At 51.7% G+C, this 17604-nt stretch carries 15 protein-coding genes and 7 tRNA genes; 10 read left to right on the forward strand and 12 right to left on the reverse strand.

Features of this window, described 5'->3' with window-relative positions; translation table 11 throughout:
- Positions 1–19 precede the first annotated feature (19 nt).
- The 10 genes from thrS to ccrud_RS08130 form a co-directional block, all read right to left on the reverse strand.
- On the reverse strand, positions 20–2080 hold the full coding sequence (gene thrS / locus ccrud_RS08085; protein ID WP_066565988.1) for a threonine--tRNA ligase: 2061 nt from the start codon (positions 2078–2080) through the stop codon (positions 20–22).
- 231 nt (positions 2081–2311) lie between these two features.
- On the reverse strand, positions 2312–3535 hold the full coding sequence (locus ccrud_RS08090) for a Dyp-type peroxidase (RefSeq protein ID WP_066565990.1): 1224 nt from the start codon (positions 3533–3535) through the stop codon (positions 2312–2314).
- Positions 3536–3560: 25 nt separating this feature from the next.
- On the reverse strand, positions 3561–4124 hold the full coding sequence (locus ccrud_RS08095; RefSeq protein ID WP_066565991.1) for a copper chaperone PCu(A)C: 564 nt from the start codon (positions 4122–4124) through the stop codon (positions 3561–3563).
- A 21-nt stretch (positions 4125–4145) separates the two neighbouring features.
- Positions 4146–4766, reverse strand: coding sequence for a copper resistance CopC family protein (locus ccrud_RS08100; RefSeq protein WP_169816470.1), 621 nt, complete (start codon positions 4764–4766; stop codon positions 4146–4148).
- A gap of 410 nt (positions 4767–5176) precedes the next feature.
- Positions 5177–5249 (reverse strand) — tRNA-Gly (locus ccrud_RS08105).
- A gap of 33 nt (positions 5250–5282) precedes the next feature.
- Positions 5283–5357: transfer RNA gene (locus ccrud_RS08110), tRNA-Val, on the reverse strand.
- A gap of 10 nt (positions 5358–5367) precedes the next feature.
- A tRNA-Cys gene (locus ccrud_RS08115) sits at positions 5368–5438 on the reverse strand.
- Positions 5439–5483: 45 nt separating this feature from the next.
- Positions 5484–5556 (reverse strand) — tRNA-Gly (locus ccrud_RS08120).
- 33 nt (positions 5557–5589) lie between these two features.
- Positions 5590–5664 (reverse strand) — tRNA-Val (locus tag ccrud_RS08125).
- Between the two features lie 33 nt (positions 5665–5697).
- A tRNA-Gly gene (locus ccrud_RS08130) sits at positions 5698–5770 on the reverse strand.
- Between the two features lie 345 nt (positions 5771–6115).
- Between ccrud_RS08130 and ccrud_RS08135 the strand changes: the two genes are divergently transcribed.
- A tRNA-Val gene (locus ccrud_RS08135) sits at positions 6116–6190 on the forward strand.
- Positions 6191–6284: 94 nt separating this feature from the next.
- Here ccrud_RS08135 and ccrud_RS08140 read toward each other — a convergent pair.
- Positions 6285–7790, reverse strand: a complete 1506-nt coding sequence (locus ccrud_RS08140) for an SLC13 family permease (RefSeq protein WP_066565992.1) — start codon at positions 7788–7790, stop codon at positions 6285–6287.
- 217 nt (positions 7791–8007) lie between these two features.
- On the opposite strand from ccrud_RS08140, the gene ccrud_RS08145 reads away from it, so the two are divergent.
- The 7 genes from ccrud_RS08145 to msrB all read left to right on the forward strand — a co-directional run bounded on the left by ccrud_RS08145 (position 8008) and on the right by msrB (position 14275).
- Complete coding sequence (locus ccrud_RS08145) at positions 8008–8937, forward strand: LysR family transcriptional regulator (RefSeq protein WP_245670207.1); 930 nt, start codon at positions 8008–8010, stop codon at positions 8935–8937.
- Between the two features lie 102 nt (positions 8938–9039).
- Entirely contained in the window at positions 9040–10116 is a 1077-nt protein-coding gene (locus tag ccrud_RS08150) for a tartrate dehydrogenase (RefSeq protein ID WP_066565997.1), read from the forward strand.
- On the forward strand, positions 10116–11243 hold the full coding sequence (locus ccrud_RS08155) for a glycerate kinase (protein ID WP_066565999.1): 1128 nt from the start codon (positions 10116–10118) through the stop codon (positions 11241–11243). The genes ccrud_RS08150 and ccrud_RS08155 overlap by 1 nt, the downstream gene beginning before the upstream one ends.
- Positions 11244–11471: 228 nt before the next feature.
- Positions 11472–11819, forward strand: a complete 348-nt coding sequence (locus tag ccrud_RS08160) for a hypothetical protein (protein ID WP_066566001.1) — start codon at positions 11472–11474, stop codon at positions 11817–11819.
- Positions 11820–11867: 48 nt separating this feature from the next.
- Entirely contained in the window at positions 11868–12566 is a 699-nt protein-coding gene (locus ccrud_RS08165; protein WP_066566005.1) for a pyrimidine reductase family protein, read from the forward strand.
- A 45-nt stretch (positions 12567–12611) separates the two neighbouring features.
- A complete protein-coding gene (aftC, locus tag ccrud_RS08170) occupies positions 12612–13868 on the forward strand; it encodes an arabinofuranan 3-O-arabinosyltransferase (RefSeq protein WP_211271298.1) in 1257 nt (418 codons plus the stop codon).
- Positions 13865–14275 (forward strand): peptide-methionine (R)-S-oxide reductase MsrB, encoded by a 411-nt coding sequence (gene msrB, locus ccrud_RS08175; protein WP_066566007.1) that lies wholly within the window; start codon positions 13865–13867, stop codon positions 14273–14275. The genes aftC and msrB overlap by 4 nt, the downstream gene beginning before the upstream one ends.
- Positions 14276–14801: 526 nt before the next feature.
- On the opposite strand, the gene hemQ is transcribed toward msrB, so the two are convergent.
- A complete protein-coding gene (hemQ, locus tag ccrud_RS08180; RefSeq protein ID WP_066566009.1) occupies positions 14802–15500 on the reverse strand; it encodes a hydrogen peroxide-dependent heme synthase in 699 nt (232 codons plus the stop codon).
- A 250-nt stretch (positions 15501–15750) separates the two neighbouring features.
- Here hemQ and ccrud_RS08185 point away from each other — a divergent pair, with 250 nt between their 5' ends.
- Complete coding sequence (locus tag ccrud_RS08185; protein WP_066566014.1) at positions 15751–16368, forward strand: DUF3000 domain-containing protein; 618 nt, start codon at positions 15751–15753, stop codon at positions 16366–16368.
- Between the two features lie 10 nt (positions 16369–16378).
- Positions 16379–17590 (forward strand): ribonuclease D, encoded by a 1212-nt coding sequence (locus ccrud_RS08190; protein WP_066566016.1) that lies wholly within the window; start codon positions 16379–16381, stop codon positions 17588–17590.
- The last annotated feature ends 14 nt before the right edge of the window (positions 17591–17604 follow it).

Here is a 17604-nt window from a genome sequence, read left to right on the forward strand (position 1 = left end):
GGAGGAACTTTTATCGGTATTACCTGCGAGCTGCAATGGATTCCTCGCTCGGCTGGTCATTGATGCGATCGCCGATCCACGCAGAAATTACTGCGACTGCTTCATCGACTGGAACGCCATTGACCTGAGTGCCATCCAGGAAGCGGAAGCTGACTGCTCCTGCTTCCACGTCACGCGCACCGGCGAGCAACATGAATGGAACCTTGCCGGTGGTGTGGTTACGGATCTTCTTCTGCATGCGATCATCAGAGGTATCCACATCAGCACGGATGCCCTTTTCACGCAGCTTTGCGGTGATTGCTTCCAGGTGTGGGATGCAATCATCAGCAACTGGAATACCCATAACCTGGTGTGGAGCCAACCATGCTGGGAATGCGCCAGCGTAGTGCTCCAGCAAGACACCGAAGAAACGCTCGATGGAACCAAACAGCGCGCGGTGGATCATAATTGGCTGCTTCTTGGATCCGTCCGAGGAGGTGTACTCCAGGTTGAAGCGCTCAGGCATGTTGAAGTCCAGCTGCACGGTGGACATCTGCCAGGTACGGCCAATGGCGTCGCGTGCCTGCACAGAGATCTTTGGACCGTAGAATGCTGCGCCCTCTGGGTCTGGTACTAGTTCCAGGCCAGACTTGGTGCCCACACGGCTCAAGATTTCAGTGGAGCGCTCCCAGATTTCATCAGAACCAACAGACTTCTTTGGATCACGGGTGGACAGCTCTAGGTAGAAATCATCCAGACCGTAGTCGCGTAGCAGGGACAGGATGAAGTCCAGCACAGTGGTCAGTTCTGCTTCGAGCTGATCTTCGGTGCAGTATATGTGCGCATCATCCTGGGTGAAGCCACGGGCACGGGTTAGGCCGTGGATAACACCGGACTTTTCGTAGCGGTAGACGTTACCGAATTCGAATAGGCGCAGTGGCAGTTCACGGTAGGAACGTCCACGGGAATCGAAGATGAGGTTGTGCATTGGGCAGTTCATAGGCTTCAGGTAGTATTCCTGGCCCGGCTTGGTGACATTGCCTTCTTCATCATATTCCGCATCCACCTGCATTGGAGGGAACATGCCATCCTTGTAGAAGCCCAGGTGTCCGGAGCGTTCAAAAAGATCCTGCTTAGTGATGTGAGGGGTGTTCACAAAGGAGTATCCCGCTGCGATGTGGCGGCGACGGGAGTGATCTTCCATCTCATTGCGCACAATGCCACCATTAGGGTGAAATACTGGCAAGCCGGAGCCCAAATCATCTGGGAAAGAGAACAAATCAAGTTCAGTACCTAGACGGCGGTGGTCACGCTTCTCAGCTTCAGCAAGCATGGTTTGGTAAGCATCAAGGGATTCTTTGTCCTCCCATGCAGTGCCGTAAATACGCTGCAGGCCAGCATTGTCCTGATCGCCACGCCAATAAGCAGCAGAGGAACGGGTCAGTGCGAATGCAGGAATATAGCGAGTGGTTGGGATGTGCGGTCCACGGCACAGATCAGACCATTCAACTTCGCTGGTGCGAGGGTTGATGTTGTCATATGCGGTGAGTTCGCCAGCGCCAACTTCAGTTGCTTCATCAGAGTTAGGGTCAACATTGCCCTTGTCCTGGATGAGCTCGAGCTTATAAGGCTCATTTTTAAGTTCTTCAGCAGCAGCTTCAACAGATTCATAGACACGGCGCTCAAACTTCTGGCCGGTCTTGATGATCTTCTTCATCCGCTTCTCAATGGTCTTGAGATCTTCTGGGGTGAAAGGCTCTGCAACATCAAAATCGTAGTAGAAACCGTTTTCGATGGCTGGGCCAATGCCCAACTTGGTACCTGGGAATTCTGCCTGGACAGCCTGTGCCAGCACGTGAGCGCAGGAGTGGCGGATTACTGCTCGGCCGTCATCAGTATTTGCAGGTACAGCGGTGAACTGCGCAGTAGTTTCTGGAACGTGGGACAGGTCTTTGAGCTGTCCTTCAGCATCTTTTGCACAGACAATGGACTCTGGGCCCTTGTTTGGCAGGTCTAGTTCACGCATTGCCGCACCAATGGCGGTGCCTGCAGGAACTTCAAAAACAACGAGGTTTTGTACTGCGGTATCTGGGGTGTTCACGAAAATTGCGCTCCTTCGTGCGCTCACGTGGGAAAACGGCATACCTGGCCGCCTCCCACTAATTCAAGGTGCGCAGTTGACCTGGCGTTGTCCTCCGATAAAAGGGCAATCACCGCAGGTATTTCTGATGGTGCGTGTGTGTCTTTGATATGGCCTATGTCAGGCGTCCTACTGATGACGCATTAATAGTTAAAGAAACACACAGCCGGTGGCCAACTGTCGTTCCATATCCTACCGCGTAGCGTGATCTTGAAGGAGTCCGGCACCCCAAAATTCATCCTGAAGCGGATCCTGTGGATTTGTTCCCGGTGGCACAAAGAATACTGCCGAACCAATGTGAGTAATCCACTGGTTTAACCGGTCCATTTCGTCCAAGCGCCTCTGGATGGGTGTGAATTGTTTATCTGGGTTCTTTTGGAAACAGATAAACACCAAACCTGCATTAGAGAGCTCTTCTGAGGTGGGATCAGGTGGCAGATCGTAGTTGAATACGCGGCGCAAAATCACTTGCTCTGGGTGGTTCTCCGGAGCACGCGAACGCGCCATGTGGCTTGCCGGATCAATCACGGGCAGACCATAAGAATCTCGCGCACTATAATCTGGGTCCGCAAATTCATCGCCGCCTGTTAGAGGTGCGCCAGTATCGAGCGTGCGCCCCATCGAGACTTCCCGGGAATTTCTATCGAGAATTTCCCATTCATCCAAGTTCATCGCAATGCGGCGCACCACCATGCAGGTGCCGTCATTCGCCCACTGCGGACCATCACTAATCCAGGCTGCTTGCTGGATTTCTTCTTTACTTCGCGGATTGACTGTGCCATCTTTTTGGCCGAAAAGGTTCCGTGGAGTCTCATCGTGTTCATTTACGCCATGAGCATTGAGGAATCCTTGTTGCATCCACCGCGTTGCTGCATAATCCACTCCTGAGCGGATCATATGCCTGGTCGCATGGCTGAGAGTCACTGGATCATCGCAACAAATCTGCAACACCAGATCAGCCTCGCCCCATTCGGGACGCAGTTGATCGCGTTCAAATTCAGGAATTGGTTTGAGCCAGTCGGGACGCAGATGAGACAGCTGGGAGACGTCGAAAAGCGAAGCACCGAAGCCGCAGGTAATAGTGAGGTTTGCCGGCGACGTTGCCATCTCCGGCTCCAGGCTGCCCAGCGGCGTGGTGCCAGCGCATAGCGCGCGGGCATCCTCAGTCCACACGCGCATCAAGCGCACCAGCGCCTCCCGATCCACGCCCGGCCGCAGTGTAAAGGCCACCAGGTTCAAATTCGCCTGATGCGGCGTCGCAATGCCGGCCTGATGGCGGCCATCAAACTCCACCACCTGGCCTTTTAAGCTTATCGACGCAGCCTCCGGTTCATTCGCCCCAGCACTACAACCAGCTAACGCGGAGACACCAGCCAACAGACCGGTACCACCCAGGAAACCCCTGCGGGAAACCATCTCACTCCTTTAATTAAGGAACCACTTAATGGCTCATGTGTCCTTCGGCATCGTCATTGCCGTAATCTTCATCGCCAGCAGCAATCGTGCGCGCCGGAATTGGATCCAGAGCAACCTCAGAACCATCAGCCAACTGCAAAGTAACCGCTACTTCGTCTCCAGCTGCAATAGGATTAGCCAAGCCCAGAATCATCATATGATCGCCGCCTGGCGCAAGCTCAATGCTCTCGCCTGCTGGCACCACAAATCCACCCGGCTTTTCCTGCATGACGCCATCGACAACCTCATGGATTTCAAAGCTTGCAGCATCCACATCAGCGCTAAAACCAGTGACATTGACATCATCTTCAGAGTTGTTCACCAAAGTGGCAAACACCGCAGTCATGTCACTGCCTTCCACAGAAGCACGAACAACAGCATTCTCAGTGCTAATAACAGCATCGGTGGTCTGCACATTAGTTGAGGTTGCCGTGGTGGACGGCGCAGTAGCGGCATTATCAGCAGTGGAATCGCTTTGATTCGCAGGTGAACACGCAGCCAAAACCAACGCACTGCTCAACAACGCACCTGCGGCAAAAATCTTCTTCATATGAGATTTACTCCTCTTAAATTATTTCTGATTACGGTTTTTAGCGATCATCATGACAATCGCACTGCCCACGACAAGCGCAGCCACAAGGCTCAAAATCCAATTCCACGGCGCAGGAATCCCGGAAGTTTCATCTCCATCTTCCACTGCAGGAGTTTCCTCCACGGAGGTTTGTGCAGCGCTAGATGAAGATGATGTTGGTGCAGCTTCCCCGCCACCAGCTACTTCAAACCCAATTGAGCCCTTGGTAGCGTGACCATCTGAAGAGGTAATCTGGAATCCAAGAATGTATTCACCAGGACCAGCATCCACATCACCTGGCACCTCAAAGCTCAAATGCTGCCCCTCAAGCTGTGGGGTTCCGGAAGCCAAAACCTCACCCGATGCCACATCACTGAGCGCAACAGTGGTGAACAGATCCTGCGGAATGCCAGAAAACTCCAGCTCAATGGTCCCTGGGAACTCCTCAACGACACTGCCATCTTCAGGAGTAGACCCAGTCACTACATCATGAGCTGCAGCGTACGGTGCTAGCAACATAGACATTGAAGCAATACTCACTGCTCCAGCAAGTGCCGCCAACTTTTTAAACGGTACTGTTACTAGATTTTTCTCTGAAGCCACATTCAACCTCTCATGCATGGGCGAAACCTCTTTCCGCCGGGGATGGACGCTGCTGTAACTTTTGCGCCCGTCTAGTTGTCGAAATCTTCCAGCACTTAGTTCCCCTCCTCTTCAAATAAAGCGGAGGTTACCAGTAGGTAAATAGAGTCTATCCAGCTTGGAGGCACTTTTTACAGCAATGTGATCTAGGCTACGTTCGCCTGGGGTATGTGCCTGGTCTAGGTGGTTCGCCTCAACTTCGACTTCACGGGAGCGACTTCTCACGCTCAACTTCTCACCTTCGACTTCACTAGGTTTTTTCAAAAACCCGACTGAAGTCGTTCCCGCGAAGTCGAAGGTAAGAAGTCGCCATCACGCAAAACTCTCCCCTGCGTTCCAACCGGAAAAACAAAAGCACCTATGGAAACTAATCCATAGGTGCTTATTTGAGCGGATGACGAGACTCGAACTCGCGACCCTCACCTTGGCAAGGTGATGCGCTACCAACTGCGCTACATCCGCATGAATATTGTTTAAAGAGGTTATTCTTCCTCTTGGTGCGCGATACTGGGATTGAACCAGTGACCTCTTCCGTGTCAGGGAAGCGCTCTCCCGCTGAGCTAAACGCGCTCGAACTGCGAGGTGGAAACGGGAATCGAACCCGTGTGCACGGTTTTGCAGACCGTTGCCTCACCACTCGGCCATTCCACCGCGGCGTAAACCAACCACGCCAAAGGTACAAGGTAAACGTACCAGAGCGGATGACGAGACTCGAACTCGCGACCCTCACCTTGGCAAGGTGATGCGCTACCAACTGCGCTACATCCGCATGAATATTGTTTAAAGAGGTTATTCTTCCTCTTGGTGCGCGATACTGGGATTGAACCAGTGACCTCTTCCGTGTCAGGGAAGCGCTCTCCCGCTGAGCTAAACGCGCAGGACATTTCATCGATTGGCCCGGTGAAATGAGAGCGGATGACGAGACTCGAACTCGCGACCCTCACCTTGGCAAGGTGATGCGCTACCAACTGCGCTACATCCGCATGCACTACTTAGAACTTGTTTCTATTTGTTACCGTTCGTTGCGGTGCTTGAATAACTTTAGACTGAACGCTCATCACAACACAAATCCCCATGTCAATGCCATAAAAGCACAGGTGAAACCCTAGCGAAAACCCAATTCCTAAATCACACCGATGTCATTTCCCAAGACAGTAAAGAAAAGCGAGAATATTTCACCAATGTTCGTCGCTACAAATTCAAAAACGTGGCGACATCCAATCTCCATCCATAAGAACAAGAATTTCTCTCTTATATAGAAGCTGGGTGAAAGTTGAATCGATTATGAATATTCAAAACTTCCGTGTTAACTTCTAAACACACCCCAAGGTCCTATGGCTCAGTGGAAGAGCGTTCCGTTCACACCGGAAAGGTCGCTGGTTCGAACCCAGCTAGGACCACCAGATAAACCCCCTGGAAACAGGGGGTTTTCGTCGTTTCATATCAATGACCATCGATAGCTTTCAGAGGACGAAGGTCCCAGCTCCTGGGTTAATGTCAGCCAATTCCAACCATAGTTGCCACAGTTGGGAGGAAAAATATGATGAGCGCTCCCCCGATGATGTCAAAGCTAATTCCAGTTCGAATCATTCGTGCAATGGACACACAGCCTGAACCGTAGACGATGGCGTTCTGCGGTGTGGAAATCGGAAGCATGAACCCAAATGACGCACCGAATGTAGCCGCCATAGCTGGGATAACTGGATCAATACCTGCTGCTATGGCAAGTGGAACCACTATGGGAACGGTAACTGCTGCCGCAGCAGTGTTGCTTGTAGTTTCAGAAATCAGGATGGCCAACAACACCGCCATGCCAGTAATAACAACAGCGCTTGAAACTCCAAGCATGCTGTTAAGCCCGGATCCGATCGATTCTGCGAGGCCAGATTTTCCAAGCATCGCTCCGAAAATCATGCCGCAACCAAACAAAATGATTGTTCCCCAATCAATCTTTGCTGCATCCGACCAATCCAGGGTGTATTTCAGCTTCTTTGGCTCTACTGGGAGGACGAATAGAAGGACAGCGCCAAGGACTGCGACAATACCTTCGTTAAGGCGTTCATCAACAGCTTCATAGATTGCAGAGTCGACGCTCACGATCATGCCAAGGATTGCAGGGAAGATCCACAAAAACACGGTTATTGAGAATGCAATGATTGTGTTTATTTCTGCACGTGACATGCGCCCTTGTTGCTTCTTTTGCTCGGCAACGAATTCTGCGACTCCTTCAATACGTCGCGTTTCTGGACGGTTAACTATAAAGAGGATCACCGTCAAAGCCACCATCATGCAAATACAAATGGGCAGTGCTGTCATGACCCATTGACCGAAGGAAATGCGTACGCCAGTTGCCTCTTCGATGAGTCCGCGCCCAATCAAGTTTGGTGGGGCTCCAACTGGGGTCAAGAGACCACCGATGGACGCACCATAAGCTAGCATCAGCATCAACGCGGCACCTACTCGTAAGCGAAGTGGGTCAAAGTCTTCTTTTACTATCCCCTTGTCCTGCATAAGCTGCGCAATCACGGTTAATATTCCCAGCGCAGTCGGTAGAAGCATGGCTACTGTCGCAGTGTTGGACACAAAGGCTGAAAGTACACAAGTAATACCACCAAAAGCCAAGATGATGCGGACCGTTGAATTCCCAACTCCAGGTAGTCCAAGTACAAAGAACGCTAAACGCTGGGCCACGCCATGTTTGAGCATGGCTTGCGCCAGGATAAATGCTCCGATGAACGTGAAAATTGTGGTTGATCCAAATGGTGCCAAAACTTCAGAAGCAGGTGCCGCACCAATGACTACTAAAAGCCCAACGCCAAACAATCCGGTAACCGGAATCGGAAGAGTTTCACACAGCCACAGCAAAATCACACCAACCAAGACAGCTGCGACTTTCTGCTGTGTCGGATCCATCCCTTCTGGAATGAACATCATGGCCAAGAAGCCAAGTGGGGCGAGGATAAACCCTGAAACCCGGCGAATGGTTTCAAACTTTTCTTCCATGGGCGAAAGCTGTTGTTGTTCCAAGCTTCTATAAGTTCCTCCACGGAGAAGAACCTCGGCGACATTAGTTCGAATTGACCGCGTACTCGATGAGGTTACAGTCGAAATCTTGTTGGGCATTTTCATGCCTCCCTCCTGTTAGTTGCTACTATCAGCATGTGATGTGATCTGGGTTACGTCCAAGACAAATTCTCACTACCGCCCATAGGACGTTCCTATGTCAGGAGTACACGTGGATATACGGCAACTAACTTATTTTCTCGGGGTTATTGATCATGGAGGTTTTAGTCGCGCGGCAGATGCACTGCACGTCGCCCAACCATCACTCTCCCAGTCCATTCGCTCACTTGAGCGCAGACTCGGTGTAGAGCTCTTCCATCGAACAGGTCGACGGGCCGAGCTAACTAGCGCTGGAGAACGATTGGTTCTTCCAGCTCGGCAGGTACTGCGAGATCTAGATGTTGCGCGACGCGCTGTATCCTCTGTCCGAGCTCTAGAGTCGGGAACTGTGAAATTGGCGGCCATGCCCAGTCCCGGAGTGGAGCCACTAACTGGACTCATTAGAGATTTTCATGCTCGATATCCGGGAATGATGGTCAATGTCGCAGGTGTTTTCACGCCGGCCGAGACTGTCGAAGCAGTCCGTTCAGGAACTGCAGAAATAGGCTTGCTTGGATCCTCCGGCCAACCGCAAACTGCAGATCTAGATGTTTGTCAGCTGGAGTCACAACCTTTAGTGCTAATTTCTCCACCCGGCACTGAAGCCATCTCAGAAACCATTGAAAGAAGAAGTCTCAATGGTTTGCGCTTCGCCATTTCCCCTCGAGGTTCATTAATGCGCCAGCTCATCGACAACGCTCTTGTACATGACTCGGCAACAAGTGTCATTGCCGAGATGGAGCATCGAACTTCCCTACTTCCCCTAGTGCGCTCTGGGATAGGACATACAGTTATGCCGGATTCATGGCGAGAAATTGCGCAAAGCAGTGGTTGTGTAGTTCGCCGAATTGTCCCCGAAGTCAATCTGGATATTTTCGCAGTCAGCCGCAGGGGCGAACTGACTCCTGGCGGCCAGGCATTGATGGCATTGATTCACAGCCAAGCTCTTGGCTCCCGCACCGTGAGTGCCTCAAGTTCAAAGCCATAGGCCGTTCCTATGTGGGGTGATGGAAATAGGTCTTGGACTTCCTTTGAATGCCAAATTTAAATGGAGTGTGTCACATTCACTCTAGGAGTAAGGGAAATTCACATGACTTCTCAGGTATTCGAAATTGCGTCCATCCCAGCCGATGGCGTTGGCCATGAAGTTGTCGAAGCCGGACGCGATGTCCTCGACGCTTTGGCGAAGAATTCAGGTGGCGCGTTCACATTCGATTGGAAAGATTTCGATTGGGGCAGCGAGTACTACGCCCGACATGGTCGCATGATGCCAGAAGATGGTCTTGATCAATTGAAAGACCTTGACGCCATCTTCTTCGGCGCTGTGGGATGGCCAACAGTTCCAGATCACGTGAGCCTGTGGGGTTTGCGAATCGCCATTTGCCAGGGATTTGATCAATGGGCAAATATCCGTCCAGTGAACTTCCTACCAAATGTTGCATCCCCCATTGTCGATGCCCACGAAAGAAACCTGGATTGGATCGTGGTTCGAGAAAACTCCGAAGGCGAGTATTCCGGATTTGGCGGCCGCAACTTCTCTGGGCGTGCAGGTCTTGGCGAGGTTGCCACCCAATCCGCAGTGTTCACTGAAGTTGGATGCGAAAGAATTTTCCGCTACTCCTTTGAGCTGGCCCGAACCCGTCCAAGGAAGAAGCTATCAAAGGTGACAAAGTCGAATGCACAGCAGTTTGGAATGGTGCTGTGGGATGACGTATTCGATCGCGTCGCACAGGAGTACCCAGATGTAGAGACCGAGTCAGTGCTCGTAGATGCAATGGCGGCGAAGTTTGTTCTCAAGCCAGAAGACCTCGATGTTGTGGTCGCTTCCAACCTGCATGCAGACATCTTGTCTGATTTAGGTTCCGCAATGGCGGGTTCATTGGGGCTTGCTGCAAGTGCAAACCTCAATCCAGAGCGTCGCTTCCCTTCAATGTTTGAGCCTGTGCACGGTTCTGCACCGGATATTGCTGGCCAGGGCATCGCAAATCCTGTGGGACAAATCGGTTCCGCTGCTCTCATGCTCGATCACTTCGGGCTCAACGACGAAGCAAATAGAGTACGCAATGCAATCGAGAAGACCTGCGCAGCAGGTATCAGGAGCCGCGAAGTCGGCGGTTCGTCCTCCACTCGTGATGTCACTTCCGCCATCATCGATAACTTGGGCTAATGGCTACCGTTCTAATCTGCTGCGACAAGTTCAAAGGTTCGGCAACTTCCGCAGCAGTATCCAAAGCCCTAGGTCAAGGGCTGATAAGAGCTGGTCATGCCGTTCTTACTACACCTCTCGCCGACGGTGGTGACGGCACCTTAGAAGCCTTCGAATCTATTGGATACAAGCGGGAAACATCCTTAGCCATAGGTTCTGACGGGCTCAAGTTTGAAGCCCAGTTTTCCTTAAATGGTCAGACTGCTGTGATCGAGATTGCCCGAATTTGTGGATTAGATTTGGCTGCACCAGAAGGCACACGACCCTCGGCACAATCTGCCCGTCAGGCTGGTACTTGGGGCGTTGGCAATGTGATCAAATCAGCGCTTGAAAAAGGAGCTCAGCGGATCATCATTGGGCTTGGTGGCAGTGCGACAACTGATGCGGGTTTTGGAATGGCTCAGGCTCTTGGCGTGGAATTCTTTGATTCATACGGATCGATAATCACCCAAGTCGGCGATATCGGGTTAGTTCAAGGAATAAGCCTTGACCACCTAGATCCTCGTTTAGAAAAGACCAAGTTCATTGTTGCATCAGATGTACGCAATCCGCTGTGTGGTGTCGATGGCGCTGCCATAGTTTATGGCACACAAAAAGGGTTATCCGCTGAGGATGCACCTGCTATCGATGCAGCAATTCGGCACTTTGCCGATGTGTTTGAACAGGCTCTCGGGCTTAATAACACTGCACAAACACCTGGTGCAGGCGCAGCGGGTGGCTTGGGTTTCATGGCGATGGCGTTGTTGGCTGCGGACATGCGATCCGGCGTAAACATGATTCTTGATGAAACCGGGGGTGGAAAGATGCTTGCACAGGCAGATTTAGTCATTACTGGAGAGGGGTGTATTGATTCGCAGACTCTCAGTGGGAAAGCTCCTGCTGGAATCGCTGTCCGGGCACGTGCGAGAGGAATTCCTGTGGTGGCGGTTTGTGGGCAGAACCAATTGGATCCAGCAACCTCCAATGAGCTGTTTGAAAACATCTATAGCCTCACCGTTTTCGAATCTGACGTCAATGAATGTATTCGAAACCCGCTCCCAATTTTGGAAGGTATCGGTTTTAACATCGCCAAACAACATCTGAGTTAGCGATATTTCAGCAAACCGATGCTATTCGAAGAGCTAGACAGCGCTCTGAGCTTTCATCCGAGAGATCAGAGCGCTGTTTTATTCCTGAAAATGACCCGCAGCGGGGAGCGCTCCCCGCTTTTGAGGTACTTCAGTATTTTCCGCTTTAGGGTGAAGTTCATCAGCTACAAAGCAGTTGCCAGATAGCTGAAAAGGAAACCACTCCCCCTCCCTGAAAGCAGGAATCTCATGTCTTCTTTATTGCGCCGTTTCACCATCACTGCAGTCACCGTAGTGATGGCTTCCACCGCAATCTTTACCTCTACTGCCTCGGCCTCTGCAAAATGCGTAGATCCTAACAAGCAACAGATCGGGCCGCTTCTGGTTCAGGCTTCAAGCGCAAACACCAGTAGAATTGATGTGTGCAGCCAGATTAAGCTCGGAACTTTCTGGGAAGGCATCAATGGACAATCAGGAAAGTTTGGCCTTCTCAATATTAAATATGCAGACAACAAGTACTTTGTCCTCCACATGGAAGATGTCACTGGCCTAGGTCTCGGGTCTTCCGATCAGAACCCCGCCGGCACGTTCGGATAATATCCAAACGCTCAGACGCACACCCAAACACTGGCTTAGACTTGAAACATGATCGACGTCACGGAACTGATTGGTCCCCTCTCCCCTGTTTCTACACCTGAGTTTAGAACGATTGTTGTTACGGCTCTCAATGGTTCCACCACTATTAATGGCACGTCTGGCCAGCTGGGAAATGCTACGGATACAGAGCTGCTTCTTGCACTTCGAAGGTGGTCGGATGTGGTGTTGGTCGGTTCGGGAACCATCAAGGCTGAAAATTATGGTGGGGTGCAGCTCTCGCCGGAGATTCAGCGAGAACGCATCGCACAGGGCCAGGAGGCAGTACCGCCGATTGCGGTAATGTCTGGTTCGTTAAATTTTGATGTGAATACGCGGTTTTTCCAGGAACCTGATGTCAAGCCGATCATCATCACGGATAACACTGATGCGGACAAGCAGCAGCCTTTGGTTGAGGCTGGGGCGCGGATTGTTGTGGTGGAGGAGCTGACGGCGGAGGGAAGCGTCGATAAGCTGAGGTCTTTGGGTTTTGCCCGGATTGATTGTGAGGGCGGCGCGAACATGTATGGGCAGATGCTAGCCGCGGATCTTATTGATGTCTGGCATCACACGATTGATCCCATGTTGTCGGGCAGTGTGGAGCGCCCAACGGTCAAGGGCGGTGACGGTACACCTCGGCGTTTTGTGTTGGAGCATGTTGCTGCCGACGAAGATAGCACCCTCTTCCTGCGGTATAAGCGCGATAACTGAGTGTTGGACTCTCCTTATGTCGCAGGCATTCGCTAGATTAGTCACGTGAGTTTCTCCCCAGTAGCACCTTCTATATCAACCCCTGTGCCACGTCGCAGCAGGTGGGATGGCATCGGCAACGCAATTGGCTGGCCTCTGGCCATTTTGCTGATGGCACATCGCTTCTTCGTGCTTGCGATTAACGGCGCCATCACCGACGATTTCACGACGGTTTATAGTGCTTTACGACGTTTCATCGAAGGTACGCCGGTCTACAACGAGGTCTACCATTTCGTAGATCCACACTATTTATATAACCCAGGCGCCACCCTCCTGCTGGCACCACTGGGCTATATCACCCATTTCACGTTGGCGCGATGGACGTTTATTGCCGTCAACCTCCTTGCCATCGTCTTGGCACTGGGTCTACTGACGCGGATGTCTGGTTGGGCGCTGCGCAGCATGGTCTGGCCGCTGTCGATCGCATTGGCGATGCTCACAGAAACCGTGCAAAACACCTTGATCTTCTCCAATATCAATGGCATTTTGCTACTCATGCTGGCCATGTTCTTGTGGTGTGTGATTCATCAAAAGTCATGGCTGGGTGGCCTTATTATTGGCTTGGCAATTTTGGTCAAGCCCATGTTCCTTCCGCTGCTCTTCCTGCCATTGGTGAAAAAACAATGGGGCGCACTCATCCTGGGCATCCTCACCCCAGTGGTTTTCAATGCAGTAGCTTGGTTCTTGGTTCCGGGAGCATCTGATTACATCACCCGCACCATGCCTTACCTTGGAGAAACTCGCGATTTTGCCAACAGCTCACTTCCCGGCCTTGCCATTTACTTCGGCATGCCAACCTGGATGGAAATCACCTGGTTCCTCATCTTTGGCTGCATGGTTGGACTAGCAGTGCTGGCACTTCTGCGTTTCCGCAACACCGAGCCGTACTTCTGGGCAGCAACCACCTCCGGACTGCTCTTAACTGGCGTATTCTTCCTGTCTTCCCTGGGACAGATGTACTACTCCATGATGATCTTCCCCATGATCTTCACCTTGTTGGGCAGCCGATCCGTATTCCACAACTGGATGGCCTGGGTAGCGGCATATTTCTTCCTCTCCCCCGACACATTTACCTCCCCTCGATGGCCAGATATTGCGCGCTGGATGGAATTTTTCAGCGCCACCATCGGTTGGGGACTATTAGTAGTCGTTACTTTTGTCTCGGCACTAATCTGGTTCATTGGCGATATTCGTGCAAAGAAACCTTCCACTTCTCCACTCACCACAGAGCCACAGCAAGAACTTTTTGAGAGGACAGCATGACAGACTTCAAACTCATCAGCGATACCCAGTGGCGCGAGCGTCTCACCCCACAGGAATTCCACGTTCTGCGTGAAGCCGGCACCGAACCACCACACGTGGGCGAATACACCAACACCACTACCGAAGGTGTCTACTCCTGCCGTGCCTGTGGCGAGGAACTTTTCCGCTCAACTGAGAAATTTGAATCCCACTGTGGCTGGCCTTCCTTCTTCTCCCCACTAGCTGGCGACAAGATCATTGAAAAGGAAGATCTTTCCCTCGGTATGCGCCGCGTAGAGATTCTGTGCGCAAAGTGCGGTTCCCACATGGGCCACGTTTTCGAAGGCGAAGGCTATGACACCCCAACCGATCTTCGTTACTGCATCAACTCCATCAGCTTGAAGTTGGAAGAAAAGCCAGTTTCTTAAAGCTTCTAACACGAAACGAGCCTCAGCCTTTATGGCTGAGGCTTTTTTAGTTGGTATTCGATCTTGCTCGGGTGCTGCTCGGTTCTTGCCGGAGTGCCCAATTGAGCATATGCAGCAGGAGTCTATTTAAGGGGTCGGAATTTATGGATGCCTATTTGTATAGACTCAGGACTTTAAGGCGCTTGAGAGCGATTCTGAGAGGCTACTTTTAGAGCACGAGCGTTAAGTTTTTCCGGCATTTCATGGCAGACCAGACCAGGTGACCAAACTAGATCGATCTGTGTTAGTTTTCGGTCGTATAGGACGGCGCTCCTCCCAGGCAACCAGACCAGGCGACCGAAAATCCTAGAAACTCAGGCCGCTTCGGTCACCTGGTCTGGTCTTAAAGTGATGCTCTCATGAAAGTACGGATTTCATGATGCTGACTAGATAACACCTCACTAAACAAGACCTCATAACAAGGTTTCGAAACAGGAAAAGAGCCCTGACCACAAGGCCAGGGCTCCTTTTCTAGAAAAGCGAAAACTTAAGGCAGAACCTTAATTAGATCTGCGATATCAACGCGCTGTCCAGAAACAAATGGCAGCTCCTCGCGGACGTGGAGGCGAGCCTCGGTGTAACGCATCTTGTGCATCAAATCGACAATGCGGTGCAACTCATCAGCTTCGAAAGCCAGCACCCATTCGTAGTCACCCAGTGCGAAAGCCGGTACGGTGTTTGCACGAACATCTGGGAATTCAACAGCAGCCTGACCGTGCTCGCGGAGAATTCGAGAACGCTTCAAAGGCTCCATAATGTACCAGTCGTAGCTGCGCACGAATGGGTACACAGTAATCCAATCCTTTGCTTCCTCACCCATGATGAATGAAGGCAAGTGAGCCTTGTTGAACTCAGATGGACGGTGGAGAGCGTTTCCGATCCAAAAGACTTCAGAAACCTGACCCAAAATGGTGGTACGGCGGAAATCAGCGAAAGCCTTCTGCAGGTCTTCGAAGTTTTCTGCATGCCACCAGATCATGTAATCAGCATCAGCACGCACACCAGAAGCATCATAAATGCCGCGGACAACAACCTTGCCCTCTGCTTCCAGATCAGCAAAGAATTTCGCTGCTTGTTCAGTTACCGCAGTGCGATCATCATCCAGTGCTCCAGGAATCGCACGGAACACCGCCCACTGAGAGTAGCGCTGCAATTTGTTGAGCTGTTTAACGTCGAGCTCGCTCACAGGTGAACTTCCTTTCGTGAATCTTGGCCATTATCAGTGACCAGATCCTTTAGCGAATGAATCGTAGTGCAGGTTTTACTATTCAAAACGCGCACCTCTTCATCCATCATAAGTTTGATTGCAATCTTTTGGGAAAACACCCCCTGCACAATCCCCCTGCGCTGGCCTTATGGCAAATAGAAAAGGGACACACATGAAATAATCGGCGCGCCTCCCCAGAGTTTCCAGAACAATAAGTAAGTTACAGTTTGTGATCGATTCCGAAGCGACCTCTCAGCACAAGACCTCGGCCATCGCGGCAGAGGGCACTCCCGCGGAGTTTTCCGAAGCGGTTGAGTCAATGCATAGAGCGCGCCTGCGCCCAGAACTTACTTTGGGCACAATTAGGCCTCCTCAGCGCCTGGCGCCTTTTTCGCATGCCATCGGCCTTGAAGTTGGAACCTATGAAGAGTCGGATACCATTGCTACCAATAGTGACGGTGATTCATTCGGCCGCTTAATTCTGCTTCATGATCCAGGTGCCGAAGAAACCTGGGAAGGGGCGATGCGGCTTGTCGCCTATATTCAAGCTGATATGGATCATGCGGTTGCCTCCGATCCTCTACTGCCTGAAGTTGCTTGGCAATGGCTCAATGAAGGACTCGAAGAAGCCGGTGCAGGTTTTACTAATCTAGGTGGAACTGTCACTTCTACTACCTCGGTTCGTTTCGGTGAAATTGGTGGCCCACCCAGCGCTTATCAAGTTGAGATGCGTGCTTCTTGGACAGCTACTGGCACTGATCTCACTGCACATGTCGAAGCCTTTGCTGCGGTTCTTGCATCAGTCGCTGGCCTTCCCCCCGAAGGTGTAACCGAACTGCACAGGTAGATTAGAGATTATGGTTTCTGATCTTCTTCAACCCCGCGACGGTATTCCGTCATTGCTATCGACTCCCGGTGAGTTTGCTGCTGCTGCAGATCTCTTAGCAAGCGGAACTGGCCCCTTCGCTATTGATACGGAGCGCGCGTCCGGTTTTAGATACGATGACCGGGCATTTTTGATTCAGATTCGACGTCGTGGCAGCGGTACTCTTCTTTTCGATCCGGAGCAGTTTCGCCCTGAATTAACTCAGGCACTCAAACCTGTACTCAATGGCCAAGAGTGGATTATTCACGCAGCCAGCACCGATTTGCCAAGCCTTGCGTGGCTCGATCTTCACCCCGGGTTGCTCTTTGATACCGAGCTTGCCGGCAGACTAGCTGGATTTGATCACGTCAACCTGGCCTCCATGGTGGAACAAATCTTTGAACTCCACTTGCTCAAAGGCCACGGATCTGAAGATTGGTCCAAGCGTCCGCTGCCTGAATCCTGGCTCAACTACGCCGCACTCGATGTGGAAATGCTCCTTGAGCTTGCCGATGTCATGGCTGAGCTCCTTGATCAGCAGGGAAAACTTCGCTGGGCGGAGCAAGAATTTGAACATATCATCACTCAATTTGCCGATGTGACAGAACCTGCACAGACTTCCTGGCAAGACCTCAAAGGTTTATCCACTCTCAAGCGACCAGAACAATTGGTGGCAGCTCGAGAAATGTGGTTGGAACGGGATGCTTTCGCCGCGTCTCGTGACTTGGCACCCGGAAAAGTACTGTCCAACAAAGTCATTGTGGAAGTCGCCCGTGTCCTCCCCCGCACCCCAGCAGCACTGGCTCAAGTCAAAGGCTTCCCTGGAAAATCTCAAGGTGCCACGCAGCGCTGGTTCCGCATTCTCACGCGCGCCCTCAAATCACCTCGCAAAAACTGGCCAAAGCCCCAGCGACGCAAAGACGGCATCCCGGACCGCCGCGCCTGGAGCTCCTTCTACCCAGAAGAGCACGAAGTGCTCCAAGAGCTTAGAGCGCTTATCGACGACCTCGGCGCCGACCTCAACGTTCCCGGCGAGAATATCCTGCAGCCTTCAACTCTGCGAGTAGTTGTCTGGATGGCGAAACATACCGGTGACATCCATAATGCTGAAACGCTCAATGCTGTGCTGCATGATTATGGAGCCAGGCCATGGCAGATTGAACAAACGTTCCCGATCTTGGCTAAAGCGCTGCTGAAAATCTAAAAAACCAGAGCAAC

The sequence above is a fragment of the Corynebacterium crudilactis genome (genome assembly GCF_001643015.1).
In the GTDB taxonomy this organism is placed as follows: Bacteria; Actinomycetota; Actinomycetes; order Mycobacteriales; family Mycobacteriaceae; genus Corynebacterium; species Corynebacterium crudilactis.

Coding starts and splice junctions, on each gene's coding strand:
- ccrud_RS08090 (WP_066565990.1), bottom strand. CDS start 3,535: ATGGTTTCCCGCAGGGGTTTCCTGGGTGGTACCGGTCTGTTGGCTGGT.
- ccrud_RS08095 (WP_066565991.1), bottom strand. CDS start 4,124: ATGAAGAAGATTTTTGCCGCAGGTGCGTTGTTGAGCAGTGCGTTGGTT.
- ccrud_RS08100 (WP_169816470.1), bottom strand. CDS start 4,766: ATGCATGAGAGGTTGAATGTGGCTTCAGAGAAAAATCTAGTAACAGTA.
- ccrud_RS08140 (WP_066565992.1), bottom strand. CDS start 7,790: ATGGAAGAAAAGTTTGAAACCATTCGCCGGGTTTCAGGGTTTATCCTC.
- ccrud_RS08145 (WP_245670207.1), top strand. CDS start 8,008: ATGTCAGGAGTACACGTGGATATACGGCAACTAACTTATTTTCTCGGG.
- ccrud_RS08150 (WP_066565997.1), top strand. CDS start 9,040: ATGACTTCTCAGGTATTCGAAATTGCGTCCATCCCAGCCGATGGCGTT.
- ccrud_RS08155 (WP_066565999.1), top strand. CDS start 10,116: ATGGCTACCGTTCTAATCTGCTGCGACAAGTTCAAAGGTTCGGCAACT.
- ccrud_RS08160 (WP_066566001.1), top strand. CDS start 11,472: ATGTCTTCTTTATTGCGCCGTTTCACCATCACTGCAGTCACCGTAGTG.
- ccrud_RS08165 (WP_066566005.1), top strand. CDS start 11,868: ATGATCGACGTCACGGAACTGATTGGTCCCCTCTCCCCTGTTTCTACA.
- msrB (WP_066566007.1), top strand. CDS start 13,865: ATGACAGACTTCAAACTCATCAGCGATACCCAGTGGCGCGAGCGTCTC.
- ccrud_RS08190 (WP_066566016.1), top strand. CDS start 16,379: ATGGTTTCTGATCTTCTTCAACCCCGCGACGGTATTCCGTCATTGCTA.